The following is a 16,931-nucleotide window of genomic DNA, read 5'->3' on the forward strand; positions in this document are numbered from 1 at the left end:
ATCCTATTTATATGGCACACTGCGGGCTCAATCACGTTGATCCCTGCGGAGCCCATGAGTATTCTCAAGAATTTGCCGTTTGAATGGCTGGTCGGACTGCGCTACACGCGCGCCGGCAAGCGCAGCGGCCGCAATAGTTTTATCTCCTTTATCTCCCTCATTTCGATGGCCGGCATCGGCCTTGGCGTCGCCGCGCTGATCGTGGTGCTGTCGGTCATGAACGGCTTCCAGAAGGAAGTCACCGACCGCATGCTGTCGGTGCTGGCCCACGTCGAGATCTTCGACGCGCGTGGCTCGATGCCGAACTGGGAAGCCGAAGCGGCCCAGGCGCGCAAGAATCCCGAAGTGATCGGCGCCGCGCCGTTCGCCGAAACCCAGGGCATGCTGGTGCGCGACGACGTGCTGCGTCCGGCCATCATCCGTGGCGTGCTGCCCGAGCAGGAACCGAACGTCTCCGACGTCGCCAAGCAGACCAAGCGCGGCAACTTCAACGCGCTGCAGGCGGGCACCTACAACATCGTGCTGGGCATCGAGCTGGCGCGCTCGCTGCGCGTCAACCTCGGCGAGAAGGTCACGCTGGCGCTGGCCCAGGGCCAGCCGACGCCGGCCGGGGTGCTGCCGCGCCTGCGCTCCTTCACCGTGGTCGGCATCTTCGAAGCGGGCCACAACGAATTCGATTCCGGCCTGGCCTTCGTCCACCTGACCGACGCCGAGAAACTGCTGCGCATGGACGCGCCGGCCGGCCTGCGGCTGCGCCTGTCCGACATGCATCGCGCGCCGCAGGTGGCGCAGGACCTGAAGAACTCCATGTCCGGCGACCTGATCGTGCGCGACTGGTCCAAGCTCAACGCCAACTGGTTCGCCGCCGTGCAGACCGAAAAGCGCATGATGTTCATCATCCTGACGCTGATCATCGCGGTGGCCGCGTTCAACCTGGTGTCGACGCTGGTGATGACGGTGACCGACAAGCAGGCCGACATCGCCATCCTGCGCACGCTGGGCGCCTCGCCGCGCTCGATCATGAAGATCTTCATGATCCAGGGCGCGCTGGTGGGCATCCTCGGCACCGCGCTGGGCGTGGCCGGCGGCGTGCTGGTGGCGCTCAACATCGACGTCATCGTGCCGTTTATCGAACATTTATTGGGAGTGCAGTTCTTGTCGAAGGATATCTATTACATCAGCACCGTGCCGTCCGACCTGCGCTGGCCGGACGTCGGCAAGATCGGCGGCGTGGCCGTGGTGCTGGCCTTCGTGGCCACGATCTACCCGAGCTGGTGGGCCGCCCGCGTCAAACCTGCGGAGGCGCTGCGCTATGAGTAATCTTGAACCAGTTGTTCTGTCCAGCCGCAACCTCGGCAAGACCTTCACCCAGGGCGCCTACTCGGTCAAGGTCTTGGCCGGCATCGATATCGACGTGCGGCGCGGCGAGCGCGTGGCCATCGTCGGCGCCTCCGGCTCCGGCAAGTCCACCTTGCTGCACCTGCTGGGCGGACTGGATACGCCGACCAGCGGCAGCGTGACCCTGCTGGGCAAGGACTTCGCCAGCCTGAACGAAACCGCGCGCGGCGATCTGCGCAACGCGTCGCTGGGCTTCGTCTACCAGTTCCACCACCTGCTGCCGGAATTCACGGCGCTGGACAACGTCGCGATGCCGCTGATGATACGCCGCGTCAAGCGCAGCGAAGCCACCACGGTGGCGCAGCAGATCCTGGCCCGGGTCAACCTCGCCAAGCGCGTGACGCACGTGCCGGGCGAGCTGTCCGGCGGCGAGCGGCAACGGGTGGCGCTGGCGCGCGCGCTGGTGACGCAGCCCGCCTGCGTGCTGGCCGACGAACCGACCGGCAATCTCGATCACGCCACCGCGCAGCAGATCTTCGACCTGATGCTGGAGCTGTCGCGCACGCTGGGCACCGCCTTCGTCATCGTCACCCACGACATCGAACTGGCGCGCCGCTGCGACCGCGTGCTGCGCCTGACCGACGAAGGCCTCAAGCCCTACCTGGAGTAAGCCGCCATGTGGATCGACACCCACTGCCATCTCGACGCGCACGAATTCGGCGACGAATCGGCGGCGCAGGCCGTGCGGGCCAGGGCGCAGGGTGTCGGCATGATCGTGATCCCGGCGGTGGAGAAGGCCAACTTCGAGGTGGTGGCGCAACTGGCCGCCAGCGTCGACAACGCCTGCTACGCGCTGGGCATCCACCCGATCTACGTGCCGCACGCCGACGAGGACGACCTGCGCCTGCTGCGGGTGCGGGTCGAAGCCGCGCTGAGCGATGCGCGCTTCGTCGCCCTCGGCGAGATCGGCCTGGACTTCTTCATCCCGATGCTGACCGAGCCGGCGATGCGCGACAAGCAAATCTTTTTTTTCCGCGAACAGCTGAAGATCGCGCGCGACTTCGAGCTGCCGGTGCTGATGCACGTGCGCCGCTCGCAGGACGTGGTGCTCAAGCATGTGCGCCAGATCCGGCCCGCCGGCGGCATCGCGCACGCCTTCAACGGCAGTTTCCAACAAGCACAGGGCTATATTGAGCTGGGCTTCAAGCTGGGCTTCGGCGGCGCCATGACTTTTACCCGGGCGTTGCAAATACGCCGCATGGCGAGCGAACTTCCGCTTGAATCCATCGTGCTGGAAACCGACGCGCCCGACATTTCCCCGAGCTGGATCCACCCCGGCCGCAACTCGCCGGACCAGATTCCGCGCATCGGCGCGGTGCTCGCCGAGCTGCGCGGCATACCCTTGGCGGAGGTGGAAAGCGTGACCACCGCCAGCGCCCAGGCGGCCATGCCGCGCATGCATCTCCCAGGCAAGTGATACGCAAAAGAGTATCGGGAGGTGAAAAAAAACGATTGGATCGTTTGTTGTGATCTCCATAAGATGATTTTCAGCAGTGCTAAAACTGCACTAGAAAATTACAAAGGGAGACAATATGAACCACCACACCGGCCGCCTCGCGGCGCATGCCGCACGCCCATTCACCCTCAAGATATCGACCGCCTTGCTGCTCGGCGCGGGCTTGCTCAGCAGCGCATCCGTGTGGGCGCAGGACGCGCAAGCCGCCGCCGACAAGGACCAGGCCGCGCCGCTGACCACGGTGCAGGTCAGCGGCGTGCGCCGCGCCGCGCAAAGCGCGCAAGCGATCAAGAAAAATTCCGACGAAGTGATCGACTCGATCGTCGCCGAGGAGGCCGGCAAGTTCCCGGACAAGAACGTGGCCGAGATCCTGGGCCGCGTCTCCGGCGTGCAGATCCGGCGCGAATTCGGCGAGGCCAGCTCGGTGGTGATCCGCGGCCTGTCCGGCCTGGTGACGCTGCTCAACGGCCGCGAAGTCTACACCTCCAACAGCCGCAGCCTGTACCTGGCCGACATCCCGACCACCATGCTGCAGCGGGTCGACGTCTACAAGACGCAGGGCGCGGAGATGGTGGAGGGCGGCACCGCCGGCGTGATCGACGTGCGCACCGCGCGTCCGTTCGACAACAAGGGCTTCAGCGCCAACATCGCCGGCCGGGTCGAGAACCGCGACAAATCCAAGACCAACGACCCGCAGGTGTCGGGCACCATCAGCAACCGCTGGACCACCGGCATCGGCGAGGTCGGCGCGTTGCTGGGCCTGTCCTACCAGAAGGGCAACTACCACGACGAAGTGACCTTCAACTCGCCGCCGGAGAAGGTGCTGGGCGCCGCCTCGCCGGTCACCGGCCCGTTCGACCTCGGCCACGTGCTGTACCAGGGCGAACGCAAACGCCTCGCCGCCAACTGGGCGCTGCAATGGCGGCCGAACCGCGAAGTCGAAGTGTTCGCCGAAGGCTGGTCGACCCGCATCGACCATGACGCGCAGCGCCAGTTCTTCGTCGCCAACCTGGGCTGGAACGCCGGCTCGCAGTACACGCTGATCCCCGGCACCAACCAGATCGCCACGGTGACCAGCCCGAATTCGAATCCGTTCTCGCTGTCGTCGACGCAGGCGCCGAACGACGACTCCGAAACCCACCAGGGCGCCATCGGCGCGCGCTGGAAGGTCAACGAAGACTGGACCGTCAGCACCGAATTCGCCCGCACCAACAGCAAATGGAAGGAGGAGTTCCCGATCCTCGACTTCCTGGCCTCGCCGCCGACGGTGCACGGCGAGACCTACCGCAACGGCGGCGGCTACTTCACGTATCCCGGCTACGACATGATGAACCCGGCGAACTTCCGCATGAATACCTTGTTCGACAACTGGAGCAGTTCGCACGGGCAGTCGAACGACTGGCGCGCCGACGTCGTCTACAACCCCGGCACGGACGGCTTCTTCCGCGAATTCTCGTTCGGCACGCGGATCGCGAAGCGCAAGGCATCCTACCAGCACGAAAGCAACGGCCTGATCGCGGTGCCGGCCGGCGGCGTGCCCTCCGTCGCCTCGCTGCCCGGCCTGTCGTGTCCATCGATGGAAATGGCCAACGACTACGGCCTGGCGCAATGGCAGACGCCCTGCGCCGGCTACCTGCACACCAATCTCGACCAGTTGCGGGTGCTGTTCGGCCGCCCGGCCGGCCGCCAGCCGGCCGACCCGTTCTCGCTGTACAAGAACCAGGAAGACACCACCGCGATCTACGGCAAGACCAAGTTCGGCTTCAACCTGGCGGCGGTGCCGGTCGAAGGCACGGCCGGTGTGCGGGTAGTGCGCACCGAGCTGGATGTGAACGGCTTCAACGGCGTCTACACCGACGGCGTGCTGACGCCGATCGCGGTCAGCAAGAGCACCTCGACCACCGACGCGATGCCCAACCTGACCTTGAAGGCCTTGCTGACGCCGGACCTGATCGCCCGCTTCAACGCCGGGAAAGCGATCCAGCGTCCGGTGTTCGGCGACTTCAATCCGGGCACCACCTACAACGCCGGCGGCGGCGGCACGGTCGCCCCGACCGCGACCGGCGGCAATCCGGACCTGAAGCCGATCGAAAGCACCAACGTCGACCTGGCCGGTGAATGGTACTTCGCCCCGACCGGCAGCCTGACCGCCACGCTGTTCCGGCACGACTTCAAGAACTACGTGATCCGCCGCTCGACGTTCGAGACCGTCAACGGCATCCGCTACCTGATCGACCGCCCGCGCAACTTGAACGGCGGCGAGCTGAAGGGCGTGGAGCTGGCCTACCGCCAGTTCTACGACTGGCTGCCGGGCTGGCTGAACGGCTTCGGGCTGGAGGCGAACTACACGTACATGAAAGGGCACCTGGACGACGAAGGGGTGCAGACGCCGTTCGTCAACATGTCGAAGAACGCCTACAACGTGGTCGCGCTGTACGAGCGCGGCCCATGGTCGGGCCGGCTGGCGTACAACTACCGCTCGAGTTTCGTCGACACGTACAACTATCGCGGACTCGGCTTCGACCTGATCGTCGACCCGATCAAGACCGCCGACGCCTCGATCACGTACAAGATCAGCGACAACGTCGGCGTCACGCTGGACGTGGAGAACCTGACCGACCGCACGTACAACGACTACCACGGGATCGCCTCCAATCCGCGCGACATCCGCCGCTACGACCGCGTGATCGGCCTGTCGCTGCGCTGGAAGCTGTAATGTCCTAACTCCGGGGTCAGAGCTAAAAACTGGACACGGGCTCTACCGTAGCGTCCGCTACGGTAGAGCCCGTGTCCAGTTTTTAGCTCTGACCCCGGAGTTTAGCGGCGAGTGCCGATCACCGTCAGGCCGAAGCCGGCGTCGATCGTTACCCCGCCGGCCCAGGCGCCCATCGCGTTGCCCAGGTTGCAGGCCGCCAGAGTCATCGCGCCCATCAGCAACGGCGCTTCCGGCGCCAGCGTGGTCAGCCGCACCTGCATGGTCGGAATCGACCTGTCCGAAACCGGCGTGATATCGGGCACCACCGACATGGTGATCGGCCGCATGGTCGATCCGCCGGACAACCTGATTATTCAGCACCTGATGGACGATGGCCTGGCCTGCGTGGTGCGGGCCGACCACCCCGATCTCGGCGACAGCATCTCGCAGGAGCAGTACGAGCGCATGCGGCATGTCAATGTGCTGCCGCCGGGCCGCATGCGCATCGGGCTGTTCCAGACGCTGAAGCAGCATGGTTTGCGGCGCGAGCTTGCGATTTCGGTCACGCACTTTCTGGCGGTGCCGGAAATCATCGCCATCACCGATTACTGCGCGACGCTGCCGCGACTCATTTGCGATCGGATCGCCAGGGATCCGCGCCTGAAGATGCTGCCGCCGCCGAGTTGGCCGATTGGTGACCGGCCATAATCCGCACCGGATGGGCCGCTGGCCCAGGCGATCGTCAAGCCGCTGAACTGATCCGCATCAAACGGCGGCGGCTTGCGAGCGTGCCGCCGTGGTTGTTTGCGTAGTATCGCCGGGAGGGAGGCGATGCTATGCGGATGGCGATAATCGGCTTTGCGGCAGGCGCGGCGTGCTTGCAGATGCGGGCAACACTGCCCGCCGTTTCCTTGATCGCCACGGCCGCCGCCGTCCTGCCGGTCTGGTTGATTTTTATGCGGCGGATGCCGTCGGCCTGGCGTCCCTGGGCGGCGCTGCTGGCCGGCGCGGCCGCCGGCTTTCTCTGGGCCGCCTGGCTGGCGCATCGCGCGCTGGCGCCGCAGTTGGCGGCCGAGGATGAAGGGCGCGACTTCACCGTCATCGGCACCATCGATAATCTGCCGTATCGCTTCGCGCAAGGCGTCCGCTTCAATTTCGCCGTGGAGCGGGTGCTCGACGCGCCGGGCCGGGTGCCGCCGCGTATCGCGGTGTCCTGGTATTCCGGTTATCGCGGTGAGACGGCCAGGGCGGCCGAAGTCGGCGACGTGCAGCCCGGCGAGCGCTGGCGGCTCACGGTGCGCTTGCAGCGGCCGCACGGCAACGCTAATGCCTACACCTTCGACTATGAGGCGTGGCTGCTGGAGCAGGGCGTGCGCGCGACCGGTTATGTGCGGCAGGCCCGCGACAACCGCCGGCTGGACAGCTTCGTCTTCAGTCCCGGCAACGTCGTCGAGCATGGACGCGCGTTGCTGCGGGCCCGTATCCTCGCCGCGCTGCCGGGTAGGCCGTATGCCGGCGTGATCGTCGCGCTCGTGGTCGGTGATCAGCGCGGCATCGACCAATGGGACTGGAAGGTCTTCAACCGCACCGGGATCGGGCATCTTGTCAGCATCAGCGGCTTGCATATTACGATGGTGGCGGGGCTGTTCGCCTTGGCGGCTTTCACCTTGTGGCGGCACTCGTTTTTCACCGGCGCGCATTTGCCGCTGCTGCTGCCGGCGCAAAAAGTCGCGGCCCTGGTCGGCGCGGCGACGGCGTTGTTGTATGTGCTGCTGGCCGGCTTCGGCGTGCCGGCGCAGCGCACGCTGTATATGCTGATGGTCGTTGCCGCCGCGTTGTGGCTGAACCGGATCGCCGGCGTCTCGCACGTGCTGTGCGTCGCGCTGGGGGTGGTGGTGATGATCGATCCCTGGGCCGTGTTGTGGCCCGGGTTCTGGTTGTCGTTCGGCGCGGTCGCCATCATCCTGTATGCGACGGTCGGCCGCGTGATCCGGCGCACGGCGCCCCGGCTGCGCGGTACGCCGCAACGCGAGCCCATCGCCGGGCCACCGCCGCAGCGCGCGCCCGGTGCCGCGCCGTCGTCGCTGGCCGCGCGCCGCGAAAAACTGTGGCACGCGCTGCGCGCCGCCGCCCACACGCAGTACGCGGTGACCTTCGGCCTGGTGCCGCTGACGATGCTGCTGTTCGGCCAGGTGTCGGTGGTCAGCCCGCTGGCGAACGCCGTGGCGATCCCGCTGATCAGCCTCGTGGTCACGCCGCTCGCGCTGGTCGGCAGCATGCTGCCCGCGCCGTTGATGGACCCGGTGCTGGGTCTCGCGCATCTGCTGGTCGAGTGGCTGGCGGCCTGCCTGCAATGGTTCAGCGCGCTGCGCTACGCCGTCTGGACAGCGCCGGTGCCGCCGTTCTGGCTGTTTTGCTGGGCGATGCTGGGCACCATCTGGCTGCTGGCGCCGCGCGGTTGGCCGGTGCGCTGGCTTGGACTGGCGACCTGGATTCCGCTGCTGGCCGCCGAGCCGTCGCATCCGGACCCGGGCCGCATGACCGTCACCGCCTTCGACGTCGGCCAGGGCATGGCGCTGCTGATCGAAACCAGCGGCCACCGGCTGCTGTACGACACCGGCCCATCCTACGGCCCGGAATCGAACGCCGGCAACCGCATCATCCTGCCCTACCTGCGCGCGCGCGGCGTCGCGGCGCTGGATGGCGTCGTCATCTCCCACAGCGACACCGACCATGCCGGCGGTGCGCTGTCGGTGCTGGACGGCGTCAAGGTCGGCTGGATGCTGTCGTCGCTGCGCCGCGAGCATCCGGTCGCCAAGGCGGCGCGCCAGCATGTGCAGTGCGCGGCGGGGCAGGGCTGGACCTGGGATGGCGTGCGCTTCGAAATGCTGCACCCGCTACCAGCCAGCTACGCGGACGCCACGCTCAAGCCCAACGCCCGCACCTGCGCGCTGAAGGTCAGCACCAAAGGAAAGTCGATCCTGCTGGCGGGCGACATCGAAGCCGCGCAAGAGGCGCAACTGCTGGAGCGCGACGCCGGCCGCCTGCAGGCCGACGTGCTGCTGGCGCCGCACCACGGCAGCGGCACCAGCTCGACGCCGGCCTTTCTGCTGGCCGTGCGCCCGCAGGCGGCGATATTCCAGGTGGGCTACCGCAACCGCTACCAGCATCCGAAAAAGGAAGTCTACCAACGCTACGCCGAGCTGCACATCCAACGCCTGCGTACCGATCAAGCGGGTGCGCTCACCATCAAGTTCGGCGAGGAGATCCAGATCGAAAGCCAGCGCGAAGTCCGCGCCCGCTATTGGAGCGCGCGGGATTAGAGCCTTTCCACCAGCCAATTCCGGGAACTGCCATTACAATTGGTCAAAAATAACCATATGGAGACCTTGTGAGCAAGCCCAAGCTGCATTTCGCCCACGCCAACAGCTATCCGGCGGGCGTCTACCGCCAATACTTCGCGCTGCTGGCCGATGACTTCGACATCCAGGCGCTCGACATGCACGCGCACAACCCAAGCTACCCGGTCACCGACGGCTGGCCCCGACTGGTCGATGAATACATCAACGAACTGACCACGCGCTACACCGAACCGGTGATCCTGGTCGGCCACTCGCTGGGCGGCATGCTCAGCCTGATGGTGGCGCACGCCCGGCCTGACCTGGTGCGCTGCGTCGTCATGCTGGACGCGCCGGTGGTCGCCGGCTGGCGCGCGCTGGCGTGGCGGCTGATCAAGCTGAGCGGCCGCGCCAACAGCGTCGCGCCGGCCAAGTTCTCGATCCGCCGCCGCAACGTGTGGCCCAGCGCGGAAGCGGCCTACCAGCATTTCGCCGGCAAGGACCTGTTCGCTGCCTGGGCGCCCGGCGTGCTGGCCGACTACATGGACAGCGGACTGAAGCCGCATCCCGACGGCGTGCAACTGCGCTTCACCCGCGAGCAGGAGACCAAGGTCTACGCCACCTTGCCGCACCATCTGCCAAAGCTGGTGCGCAAGCCGTTCCCGGCGCCGATCGGCTTCATCGGCGGCATCGATTCGTGGGAGACCAGCCAGTCGGGCCTGGGTCACACGCAGGCGCTGGTCGGCGAGCATTTCCGCATCATTCCCGGCGGCCATCTGTTCCCGATGGAGAATCCGGCCGCCGCCGCCGAGGCGACCCGCGAAATGATCGCCGGTCTGCTGGGCGGGGAATCGCTCAAAACTGTTCAGAAAAGCCAAGCTTTAGCGTAAAATCTCGTGCATTCGGCGCAGCCGCGCCCCCTCAGCAATTTTAGGAATGCCTTGCGATGACGATTAAGAGCGATAAATGGATACGCCGTATGGCGGAGCAGCACGGAATGATCGAGCCGTTCTACCCGGACCAGGTGCGCATGGAAGGCGACCGCAAGGTAATCTCCTACGGCACGTCCTCTTATGGCTACGACATCCGCTGCGCCGACGAATTCAAGATCTTCACCAACATCAACAGCACCATCGTCGATCCGAAGAACTTCGATTCGAACTCCTTCGTCGACATCAAGAGCGATGTCTGCATCATTCCGCCGAACTCGTTCGCGCTGGCCCGCACCATCGAGTACTTCCGCATTCCGCGCAACGTGCTGACGGTCTGCCTGGGCAAGTCGACCTATGCGCGCTGCGGCATCATCGTCAACGTGACGCCGTTCGAGCCGGAATGGGAAGGCTACGTCACGCTGGAGTTCTCCAACACCACGCCGCTGCCGGCCAAGATCTACGCCGGCGAAGGCTGCGCACAGGTGCTGTTCTTCGAAAGCGATGAAGTGTGCGACGTGTCGTACAAGGACCGCAACGGCAAGTACCAGGGCCAGCACGGCGTAACATTGCCGAAAGCCTAAGCTCCTTTACCTGTCTTTACACCAGGCGGGCTACGGCCCGCTTTTGTTTTGCCGATAATGTCATTAATGAACAAATTAATGGAGGTGAAACATGGTCACAGCAGTGGGATCGAGCACGGCCGTCGCGAGCAGCAGCGGCTCGGATAGCGGCAGCGCCATCGCGGCGTTGCAAAAGCAGTTGCAGGCAGCGCAGAAGGATTTGCTCGAAGCGACCAAGGATACCTCCGACGCCGGCAAGCAAAAGGCGCAGCTGCTGCAAACGCAGATAGAATCGATCTCGGCCCAGATCGCCCAATTGCAGGCGGCCGCCGCGCAGAAGGCCGCGCAGCAGGCGCAGGCCGCGGCCGAGGCCAAGCAGCAATCGTCGGCCAGCATCAGCACCGGCGCCGATAGCGAAAAGTCGCGTTACGCCACCATCGGCAGCGTGATCGACACTACCGCTTAACCGGCAATATCATCTCCACACACAAGCCACCACCCGCACGGTTGGTGGCTTTGATGCTTCCGCCGTGCGCTTCGATGACGTGCTGGGCGATCGCCAGGCCGAGGCCGTGGCCCTCGGTGCTGGCGTTACTCGCCCGGAAGAAGGGCTGGAAGATGGTCTCCAGGTCGGCCGGCGACACGCCCGGTCCGCGATCCAGCACCAGGATGCGCAGTTGCCGCGCCTCCGCCTGGATGCTCGATTGCAGCTGGACTTCGCCGCCCTCTGGGCTGTGCTTGATAGCGTTGCGCACCACGTTCTCGATGGCGCGGCCCAGCAAATCGGCCTGGCCGGCGACCAGCACGTCGGCATCGCCGAGCTGCACTACGCCGCGCCGCTGGCTTTCAGCCTCGTAACGGGCGTCGTCGGCGATCTGGTCGAGCAGCTCGGCCATGCTGATTTCTTCATGGCTGGCGCGGATGGCGCCGGCTTCCAGCCGCGCCAGCGTCAGCAACTCGCCGACCAGCTTGTCCATGCGCACGCTCTCGCGTTCGATGCGCTCCATCGACGCGCTCCATTTTTCCGGCTGCTGGTAGGCCAGACCGATGGCGGCCTGCAAGCGCGCCAGCGGCGAGCGCAATTCGTGCGAGACGTCGTGCAGCAAACGGGTCTGGCCATCGATCAGGCTGCGCAGACGCGCGGTCATGCGGTCGAAGTCTCGGCCAAGATCGTTGAGCTCGGTGCCGCTCTTGCCGGACGCGGTGGCGAAGCGCGGCGCCAGGTCGCCGCTGGCGGCGGCGTCGAAGGCTTGCCGCAGCGCGCGGATCGGGCGCGAGAAGTACCACGCCAGCAGCACCGCCACCAGCAGACTGGCCACGGTGGCGGCCGCGACCGGCGCCCACGGCGCCAGCGGCTGGAAGCGCGGGCCCCAGGGACCGCCGCGTTGATCGCCGCCCATGTCGTGGCGATCGCCCTGCATGCCGGGACCGCCGGGGGCGGGGCCCGCGCCGATGTCCGGGCTCGCGCGCCCGGCCGCGCCGGGGCCGGCGGCTCCGCCGGCGTTGAAGTCTGGGCCGGGGCCGTAGCCTTCACCGCGGCGTGAGCGATCGGCTGCGAAATCCGGACCCGGTCCGCCGCCGCGCGCGGCGTTGGCGAGGCCGGCCAGCAGCGGCCGCGTCTCGGCTTCGAGACTGCGCAGACGCTCGCCGTACGGCAGGAACAGCAGATAGCGCTTGCCGTCCGGCGCCGCCACCTCACGCACCACGCGGCGTTTGCCTTCTTCCTTCAGGCGAACGCGCGATTCCCGCAACGTCGTCGGGCTGACGGCGCGGCCCAGCAGCTCATGCTCCTGCTGGTCGACCGCATACACCCGATGCCGGTCCATATTCTCCAGCATGCGCCGCAGCGCCTGCTCGCCGCCGTACTCCAGCGTGGCGGCGGCCGAGTTGATCGCCATCTCGGCCGGCGGGCTGGTGTCCAGCACCACCGGGGTGGTTTGTTGATTGCGGTTCTTGAGCCACAGCGCGCCGCCGAAGCCGGCGGTCGCGGCCAGCTGCGCCAACAGGATGGCGAGGAAAAACTTCCAGAACAGACGGCCCACAGGCTTACTCCTTGATCAGCTGATAGCCCAGGCGGTACACGGTCTGCAGGCAGGAACGGCCGTCGGCGATGGTGCCGAGCTTGTGGCGCAGGCTGCTCAGGTGGACGTCGATATTGCGGTCGAAGCGCGCCAGCGGACGGCCCAGGCCTTGCTCGGACAGGGTGTTCTTGCTGACCGGGCGGCCGGCGTTGCGGGCCAATACTTCGAGCAGATTGAATTCGGTGCTGGTCAGCTCCAGCTTGGCGCCGGCCCAGGCGGCGCGACGCTGCTCCGGCCACATGGTCAGCTGGCCGACGGTCAACGAGGCTTGCGCGCCGCTGTCGACCGGCGCGCTCTGCGCGCGGCGCAGGATGGCGCGGATGCGGGCGGTCAGCTCGCGCGGGGTGCACGGCTTGGCGACGTAGTCGTCGGCGCCCAGCTCCAGGCCGACGATGCGGTCGGTGTCGTCGCCGCGTCCGGTCAGCATCAGGATCGGCAACTGGCTGTTGGTGCGGATCCGGCGCAGCGTCTCCAGCCCGTTCATGCGCGGCATCATCACATCGAGGATGGCGATCGAATACAGGCCGGTGAAGGCTTCGGCGGTGCCGGCCTCGCCGTCGTGCACGGCTTTGACATCGAAACCTTCCTGCTCAAGGTACTCCTTGAACATGCCCACCAGTTCGATGTCGTCGTCTATCAGCAGTACTTTGCTCTTCATTTGCCGCGCGTTTTCTTTACATGTAATCGCCCATGATAGCAGCCGCCACGCACCGACTATCCCCGATTTACCCGGTTTTACAAGCCGTCTTTACCCTGATTTACCTTGCCCTTACCGCACTTTACACGGCCGGATCCGAGAATGATAGCTCTCTACCAACTGAGGATTCCTTGCATGAAAACACCTAGCATCTTGTTGGCCGCGATCGTGGCGCTGCCGCTGTTCGCCGCCACCGGCCCCGCCCGCGCCGACGATGGCGAACCCGGCCGCCCACCTGCGATGCAGGGCGACGACCACGACGGCCCGGGCCGCGGCGGCCCGGAGCAGGGCGGTCCAGAGCACGGCCCCGGCCCCGGCTTCGGTCCTGGCTTCGGCCCCGGCCGCCCGCCATTCTTCCGCGGCATCGAGCTGAGCGACGCGCAAGAGGACAAGGTCTTCACGATTCTGCACGCCGAAGCACCCTACCTGCGCGAACAGTCCCGCGCCGCCGCAAAGGCGCACGAAGCGCTGCGCGCCCTGGCCAGGGCCGACAAATACGACGACGCCAAGGCGGTCGCACTGGCGCAGGCCGAAGCCACCGCCGAATCCAACATCGCGCTGCAACACGTGCGCACCCAGCAAAAGCTGCTGGCGGTGCTGACCCCGGAACAGCGCAAACAACAGGCCGAAGGCAAGCCGGGCCGTCCAGCGCGTCCTTGATTTTACTCACCCACCAGAGGAGAAACGTATGTCGATCAGTGCCGTCAGTTCCACCAGCGCCGCCAGCCAGCTCAGCTTCCTGAGCCGCCTGAGCAGCACCAATTCCGCCAGCAGCGCCCAGGGCGTTCGCCCGCCGCCACCGCCGGCCGGCGGCGGCTTCGCCGACGCGATCGCCGAAGCGCTGAAGTCCGTCGGCATCGGCGATAGCAGCAGCGACGGCACTACCACCACGGCCTCTGGCACCGACGGCACCGATACCACGGACACCACCGACGTCGCCGCCGCGCTGGGCAGCTTCCTGCAAAGTCTGATGGGCGCGCTGCACGCGCAGAACAGCGAAAGCGCCGACGCGCCGCCGCCATATGGCGAGCAGCAGGGCGGCGGCTCGGGCGGCCCGGGGAAATTGCAGTCGGACCTGCAAAGCCTGCTGTCCAAGCTGACCTCCGGCACGGCCGACGCCTCCACCAGCAGCGACGGCAGCGACGCCGTCAGCGAACTGGAAAGCAGTTTCGCCAACCTGCTGGACAAGCTGGGCGGCACGAGCAGCACCAGCACCACCAGCACCGACGACGCCAGCGGCACCGACAGCACCAGCGGCACCGACGCCGCCAGCAAGCTGGAGGCCTTCCTGCAAGCGCTGTCGACCAAGGTCGGCGGCAGCGGCAGCAGCGGCAATCTGGTCAACACCAGCGTTTAATTCACCGATGACAAAGCCGCGCCGCCGGGAGCGACGCGGCGGTTTTCTCACCCAAGCAGGAGTAGGTATGGAATTCCATGACGATACGCATGAACACAGCCTGGCGGCCGATCTGAGCGCCATGTTCAACCTCGCCAGCGACCGGCGCCAGACGCTGCGCTGGCTGCTGGCCGGCGCCTCGGCGTTGCCGGTGCTCGGTTGCGGCGGCGGTTCCGGCAGCGACAGCGTCAGCAGCAGCACCACCTCGACGGCCACCACCACCACGCCGACGGTCACCACCCCGACCACGACGACGACCACCACCACCACCACCACGACGCCCGCAAGCGGCACCTGCGCGGCGATCCCGGAAGAAACCGGCGGCCCGTATCCCGGCGACGGCACCAACACCGCCAACGGCAGCGTGGTCAACGTACTGACGCAATCGGGCGTGGTGCGCAGCGACATCCGCAGCAGTTTCAACGGCGCCACCGGCGTCGCCACCGGCGTGCCGCTGACCATCAAGCTTCAGATCGTCAACACCAACGGCAGCTGCGCCGTGCTGGAAGGCTACGCGGTCTACCTGTGGCACTGCACGGCGGACGGCCTGTACTCGCTGTACTCCAGCGGCGTGACCAATCAAAACTACCTGCGCGGCGTGCAAGCGGCCGACAGCAGCGGCAGCGTGACTTTCCAGTCGATTTTCCCGGGTTGTTACTCGGGGCGGGTGCCGCACGTGCACTTCGAGATCTACCCGACGCTGGCCAAAAGCACCAGCGCCGCGAACCGCATCAAGACCTCGCAGTTCACCTTCCCGGTCGCGACCTGCAACGAGGTCTACGCCACCAGCGGCTACAGCGCCAGCGTGCGCAACATGGCGCAGATCAGCCTGGCGAGCGACAACGTCTTCAGCGACGGCTACTCGCTGCAGATGGGCACCGTCACCGGCAACGTCACCGACGGCTACGTCGTGACGCTGACGGTCGGCGTGGCCGTCTGATCAGGCGGTCATAAAGCCCAGGTTGCGGGTGCTGAAGTTGCCGATGTTCGGGAAAACGTCGGCGATTTCGGTGGCGGTGAGGCCGAACCAGCTGGCCAGCGTGGCGCCGTACTGGTCCACCGAAGTGGTCGGCAGCAGGGCGCCGGAGCCGACGTCGAGCTCATGGCCCAAACCGGTGGTTGGGAAGGCGCCGTAAATATTGCCGCCCTTGACCGCGCCACCGACCACGAAGTGGTGCGAGCCCCAGCCGTGGTCTGTCCCGTCGCCGTTGCTGCTGAAGGTACGGCCGAAATCGGACGCGGTGAACAGCGTGACCTGCTTGCGCAGGTCGGTGCCTTGCAACGAAGTCATGACGCCGTTGAAATAATCGATGGCGTGCGCCAGGCGCGCCAGCAAATCTGCCTGCAAGGAGATCTGGTCGTCGTGCGTATCGAAGCCGCCCATGGACACGTAAAACACCTGACGCTTGAGCCCGAGCGCGTTGCGGGCGCCAATCACCCTTGCCACGGTCTGCAATTGCACCGCCAGCGGATTGACGCCGGACGCCTTGGTCAGTGGGTTGACGTAAGGCGTGGGGTCGGGGATGCCGCCGGCGCCCGCCGCGAGCATGACTCCGCTGAGCGTGCCTTGCGCTGCGACGGCACGGTTCAGCGCGTCCGTATAGGTCTTTTCGAATACCGAGTTGCTGCTGGCGGCGGCGACCGACAACAACGGGTTGCTCATGTTTTGAGCGTGGTACAACATGCCCGTCGAGGCGCGCACCGGCACGGCGCCGGCGGCCAGCAGCTGGTATTGGCGAATGGCCTTTCCCGACAAGAAAATCGGTCTGCCGGAGGTCGAAATCGAGGCGAAGGTCGGGGCTGAATTGGCCGACGCCAGGATATCCAGCATCCGGCCGCCCCAGCCATAGGCCGCGCCTTCCGGCTGGTAGGCTTGCCATGCGGACGTCTGGTCGTTGTGCGAGAACAGTTTGGACGGCAGCGTGGTGGTACCGGCGGCGTACTGCGCCTTGGTGGTGGGCTGCACCAGCGTACCCACGTTGGCCAAAATCGCCGCGCTGCCGCCATCGAACAGCTGTTTCAGCGGTCCCATGCTAGGGTGGAGCGCGAAGGTGCGGCCAGCTTGGGCGGTGAGGGGCTTGATCGATAACACGCCGCCGGCGGCACTTGGTCCAGGTAGCACGATGGAACCGCTGTCGGTGGTGGTGCGCAGGCGGACGTAGTCGTTCCATGACGTGCTGTCGGTCGCCAGTACCGTGTTGTGGCCGTCGTTGCCGCCATTCATGAACAGACAAACCAGCGCCTTGTAGTCGGTCGCGGTGGCCGCCGCCGCCGTGCTCATGGCGGCCAGGTTCAACGTGAAGGGCAGCGCGCTGCTGCCGGTGGCTGCCAGCATCTGGCCCAGAAAGCGACGGCGCGAGGTATTTGGAGTGGTCATG

General features: G+C 66.3%; 16 protein-coding genes. 12 read left to right on the forward strand and 4 right to left on the reverse strand.

Annotated features, from left to right (window positions below; all coding sequences use genetic code 11):
- Positions 1–54: 54 nt before the first annotated feature.
- From GW587_RS10545 to GW587_RS10560, 4 genes are all read left to right on the forward strand, one after another.
- Positions 55–1,320, forward strand: a complete 1,266-nt coding sequence (locus GW587_RS10545) for a lipoprotein-releasing ABC transporter permease subunit (RefSeq protein WP_166102127.1) — start codon at positions 55–57, stop codon at positions 1,318–1,320.
- Complete coding sequence (gene lolD, locus GW587_RS10550) at positions 1,313–2,008, forward strand: lipoprotein-releasing ABC transporter ATP-binding protein LolD (protein WP_166102130.1); 696 nt, start codon at positions 1,313–1,315, stop codon at positions 2,006–2,008. Before GW587_RS10545 ends, lolD begins: the two co-directional genes overlap by 8 nt.
- 6 nt (positions 2,009–2,014) lie before the next feature.
- Positions 2,015–2,815: a TatD family hydrolase gene (locus GW587_RS10555; RefSeq protein ID WP_166102133.1), complete on the forward strand. Its 801-nt coding sequence runs from the start codon at positions 2,015–2,017 to the stop codon at positions 2,813–2,815.
- Between the two features lie 115 nt (positions 2,816–2,930).
- Positions 2,931–5,570, forward strand: a complete 2,640-nt coding sequence (locus GW587_RS10560) for a TonB-dependent receptor (protein WP_166102136.1) — start codon at positions 2,931–2,933, stop codon at positions 5,568–5,570.
- Between the two features lie 101 nt (positions 5,571–5,671).
- Here GW587_RS10560 and GW587_RS10565 read toward each other — a convergent pair whose 3' ends face one another.
- Positions 5,672–5,830, reverse strand: a complete 159-nt coding sequence (locus tag GW587_RS10565) for a hypothetical protein (protein WP_207393427.1) — start codon at positions 5,828–5,830, stop codon at positions 5,672–5,674.
- On the opposite strand from GW587_RS10565, the gene GW587_RS10570 reads away from it, so the two are divergent.
- From GW587_RS10570 to GW587_RS10590, 5 genes are all read left to right on the forward strand, one after another.
- Entirely contained in the window at positions 5,829–6,257 is a 429-nt protein-coding gene (locus tag GW587_RS10570; RefSeq protein ID WP_166102138.1) for a LysR substrate-binding domain-containing protein, read from the forward strand. The genes GW587_RS10565 and GW587_RS10570 overlap by 2 nt on opposite strands.
- A gap of 128 nt (positions 6,258–6,385) precedes the next feature.
- A complete protein-coding gene (locus tag GW587_RS10575; protein ID WP_166102141.1) occupies positions 6,386–8,872 on the forward strand; it encodes a DNA internalization-related competence protein ComEC/Rec2 in 2,487 nt (828 codons plus the stop codon).
- Positions 8,873–8,940: 68 nt separating this feature from the next.
- Positions 8,941–9,777 (forward strand): alpha/beta hydrolase, encoded by an 837-nt coding sequence (locus GW587_RS10580; RefSeq protein ID WP_166102143.1) that lies wholly within the window; start codon positions 8,941–8,943, stop codon positions 9,775–9,777.
- Positions 9,778–9,833: 56 nt separating this feature from the next.
- Positions 9,834–10,400 (forward strand): dCTP deaminase, encoded by a 567-nt coding sequence (dcd, locus tag GW587_RS10585; RefSeq protein WP_166102146.1) that lies wholly within the window; start codon positions 9,834–9,836, stop codon positions 10,398–10,400.
- Positions 10,401–10,491: 91 nt separating this feature from the next.
- Entirely contained in the window at positions 10,492–10,845 is a 354-nt protein-coding gene (locus GW587_RS10590) for a FlxA-like family protein (protein ID WP_166102149.1), read from the forward strand.
- On the opposite strand, the gene GW587_RS10595 is transcribed toward GW587_RS10590, so the two are convergent.
- Both GW587_RS10595 and GW587_RS10600 read right to left on the reverse strand, forming a co-directional pair.
- Positions 10,835–12,421, reverse strand: coding sequence for a sensor histidine kinase (locus GW587_RS10595; RefSeq protein WP_166102152.1), 1,587 nt, complete (start codon positions 12,419–12,421; stop codon positions 10,835–10,837). The genes GW587_RS10590 and GW587_RS10595 overlap by 11 nt on opposite strands.
- Before the next feature lie 4 nt (positions 12,422–12,425).
- Positions 12,426–13,118: a response regulator transcription factor gene (locus tag GW587_RS10600; protein WP_166102155.1), complete on the reverse strand. Its 693-nt coding sequence runs from the start codon at positions 13,116–13,118 to the stop codon at positions 12,426–12,428.
- Between the two features lie 174 nt (positions 13,119–13,292).
- Between GW587_RS10600 and GW587_RS10605 the strand changes: the two genes are divergently transcribed.
- The 3 genes from GW587_RS10605 to GW587_RS10615 all read left to right on the forward strand — a co-directional run bounded on the left by GW587_RS10605 (position 13,293) and on the right by GW587_RS10615 (position 15,493).
- Complete coding sequence (locus tag GW587_RS10605) at positions 13,293–13,817, forward strand: Spy/CpxP family protein refolding chaperone (protein ID WP_166102158.1); 525 nt, start codon at positions 13,293–13,295, stop codon at positions 13,815–13,817.
- A gap of 28 nt (positions 13,818–13,845) precedes the next feature.
- Complete coding sequence (locus GW587_RS10610; RefSeq protein ID WP_166102160.1) at positions 13,846–14,514, forward strand: hypothetical protein; 669 nt, start codon at positions 13,846–13,848, stop codon at positions 14,512–14,514.
- A 67-nt stretch (positions 14,515–14,581) separates the two neighbouring features.
- Positions 14,582–15,493 (forward strand): intradiol ring-cleavage dioxygenase, encoded by a 912-nt coding sequence (locus GW587_RS10615; RefSeq protein WP_166102162.1) that lies wholly within the window; start codon positions 14,582–14,584, stop codon positions 15,491–15,493.
- On the opposite strand, the gene GW587_RS10620 is transcribed toward GW587_RS10615, so the two are convergent.
- On the reverse strand, positions 15,494–16,930 hold the full coding sequence (locus GW587_RS10620; protein ID WP_166102165.1) for a DUF1501 domain-containing protein: 1,437 nt from the start codon (positions 16,928–16,930) through the stop codon (positions 15,494–15,496).
- Between the last annotated feature and the right edge of the window lies 1 nt (position 16,931).

Origin of the sequence: Duganella aceris (genome assembly GCF_011090165.1) — a bacterium.
In the GTDB taxonomy this organism is placed as follows: domain Bacteria; phylum Pseudomonadota; class Gammaproteobacteria; order Burkholderiales; family Burkholderiaceae_D; genus Rugamonas; species Rugamonas aceris.

Bases quoted from the DNA above. Each gene is read 5' to 3' on its own strand.
- GW587_RS10590 (WP_166102149.1), top strand. From the start codon at position 10,492: ATGGTCACAGCAGTGGGATCGAGCACGGCCGTCGCGAGCAGCAGCGGC.
- GW587_RS10620 (WP_166102165.1), bottom strand. From the start codon at position 16,930: ATGACCACTCCAAATACCTCGCGCCGTCGCTTTCTGGGCCAGATGCTG.
- GW587_RS10570 (WP_166102138.1), top strand. From the start codon at position 5,829: ATGGTCGGAATCGACCTGTCCGAAACCGGCGTGATATCGGGCACCACC.
- dcd (WP_166102146.1), top strand. From the start codon at position 9,834: ATGACGATTAAGAGCGATAAATGGATACGCCGTATGGCGGAGCAGCAC.
- GW587_RS10600 (WP_166102155.1), bottom strand. From the start codon at position 13,118: ATGAAGAGCAAAGTACTGCTGATAGACGACGACATCGAACTGGTGGGC.
- GW587_RS10610 (WP_166102160.1), top strand. From the start codon at position 13,846: ATGTCGATCAGTGCCGTCAGTTCCACCAGCGCCGCCAGCCAGCTCAGC.
- GW587_RS10565 (WP_207393427.1), bottom strand. From the start codon at position 5,830: ATGCAGGTGCGGCTGACCACGCTGGCGCCGGAAGCGCCGTTGCTGATG.
- GW587_RS10560 (WP_166102136.1), top strand. From the start codon at position 2,931: ATGAACCACCACACCGGCCGCCTCGCGGCGCATGCCGCACGCCCATTC.
- lolD (WP_166102130.1), top strand. From the start codon at position 1,313: ATGAGTAATCTTGAACCAGTTGTTCTGTCCAGCCGCAACCTCGGCAAG.
- GW587_RS10605 (WP_166102158.1), top strand. From the start codon at position 13,293: ATGAAAACACCTAGCATCTTGTTGGCCGCGATCGTGGCGCTGCCGCTG.
- GW587_RS10545 (WP_166102127.1), top strand. From the start codon at position 55: ATGAGTATTCTCAAGAATTTGCCGTTTGAATGGCTGGTCGGACTGCGC.
- GW587_RS10555 (WP_166102133.1), top strand. From the start codon at position 2,015: ATGTGGATCGACACCCACTGCCATCTCGACGCGCACGAATTCGGCGAC.
- GW587_RS10575 (WP_166102141.1), top strand. From the start codon at position 6,386: ATGCGGATGGCGATAATCGGCTTTGCGGCAGGCGCGGCGTGCTTGCAG.
- GW587_RS10615 (WP_166102162.1), top strand. From the start codon at position 14,582: ATGGAATTCCATGACGATACGCATGAACACAGCCTGGCGGCCGATCTG.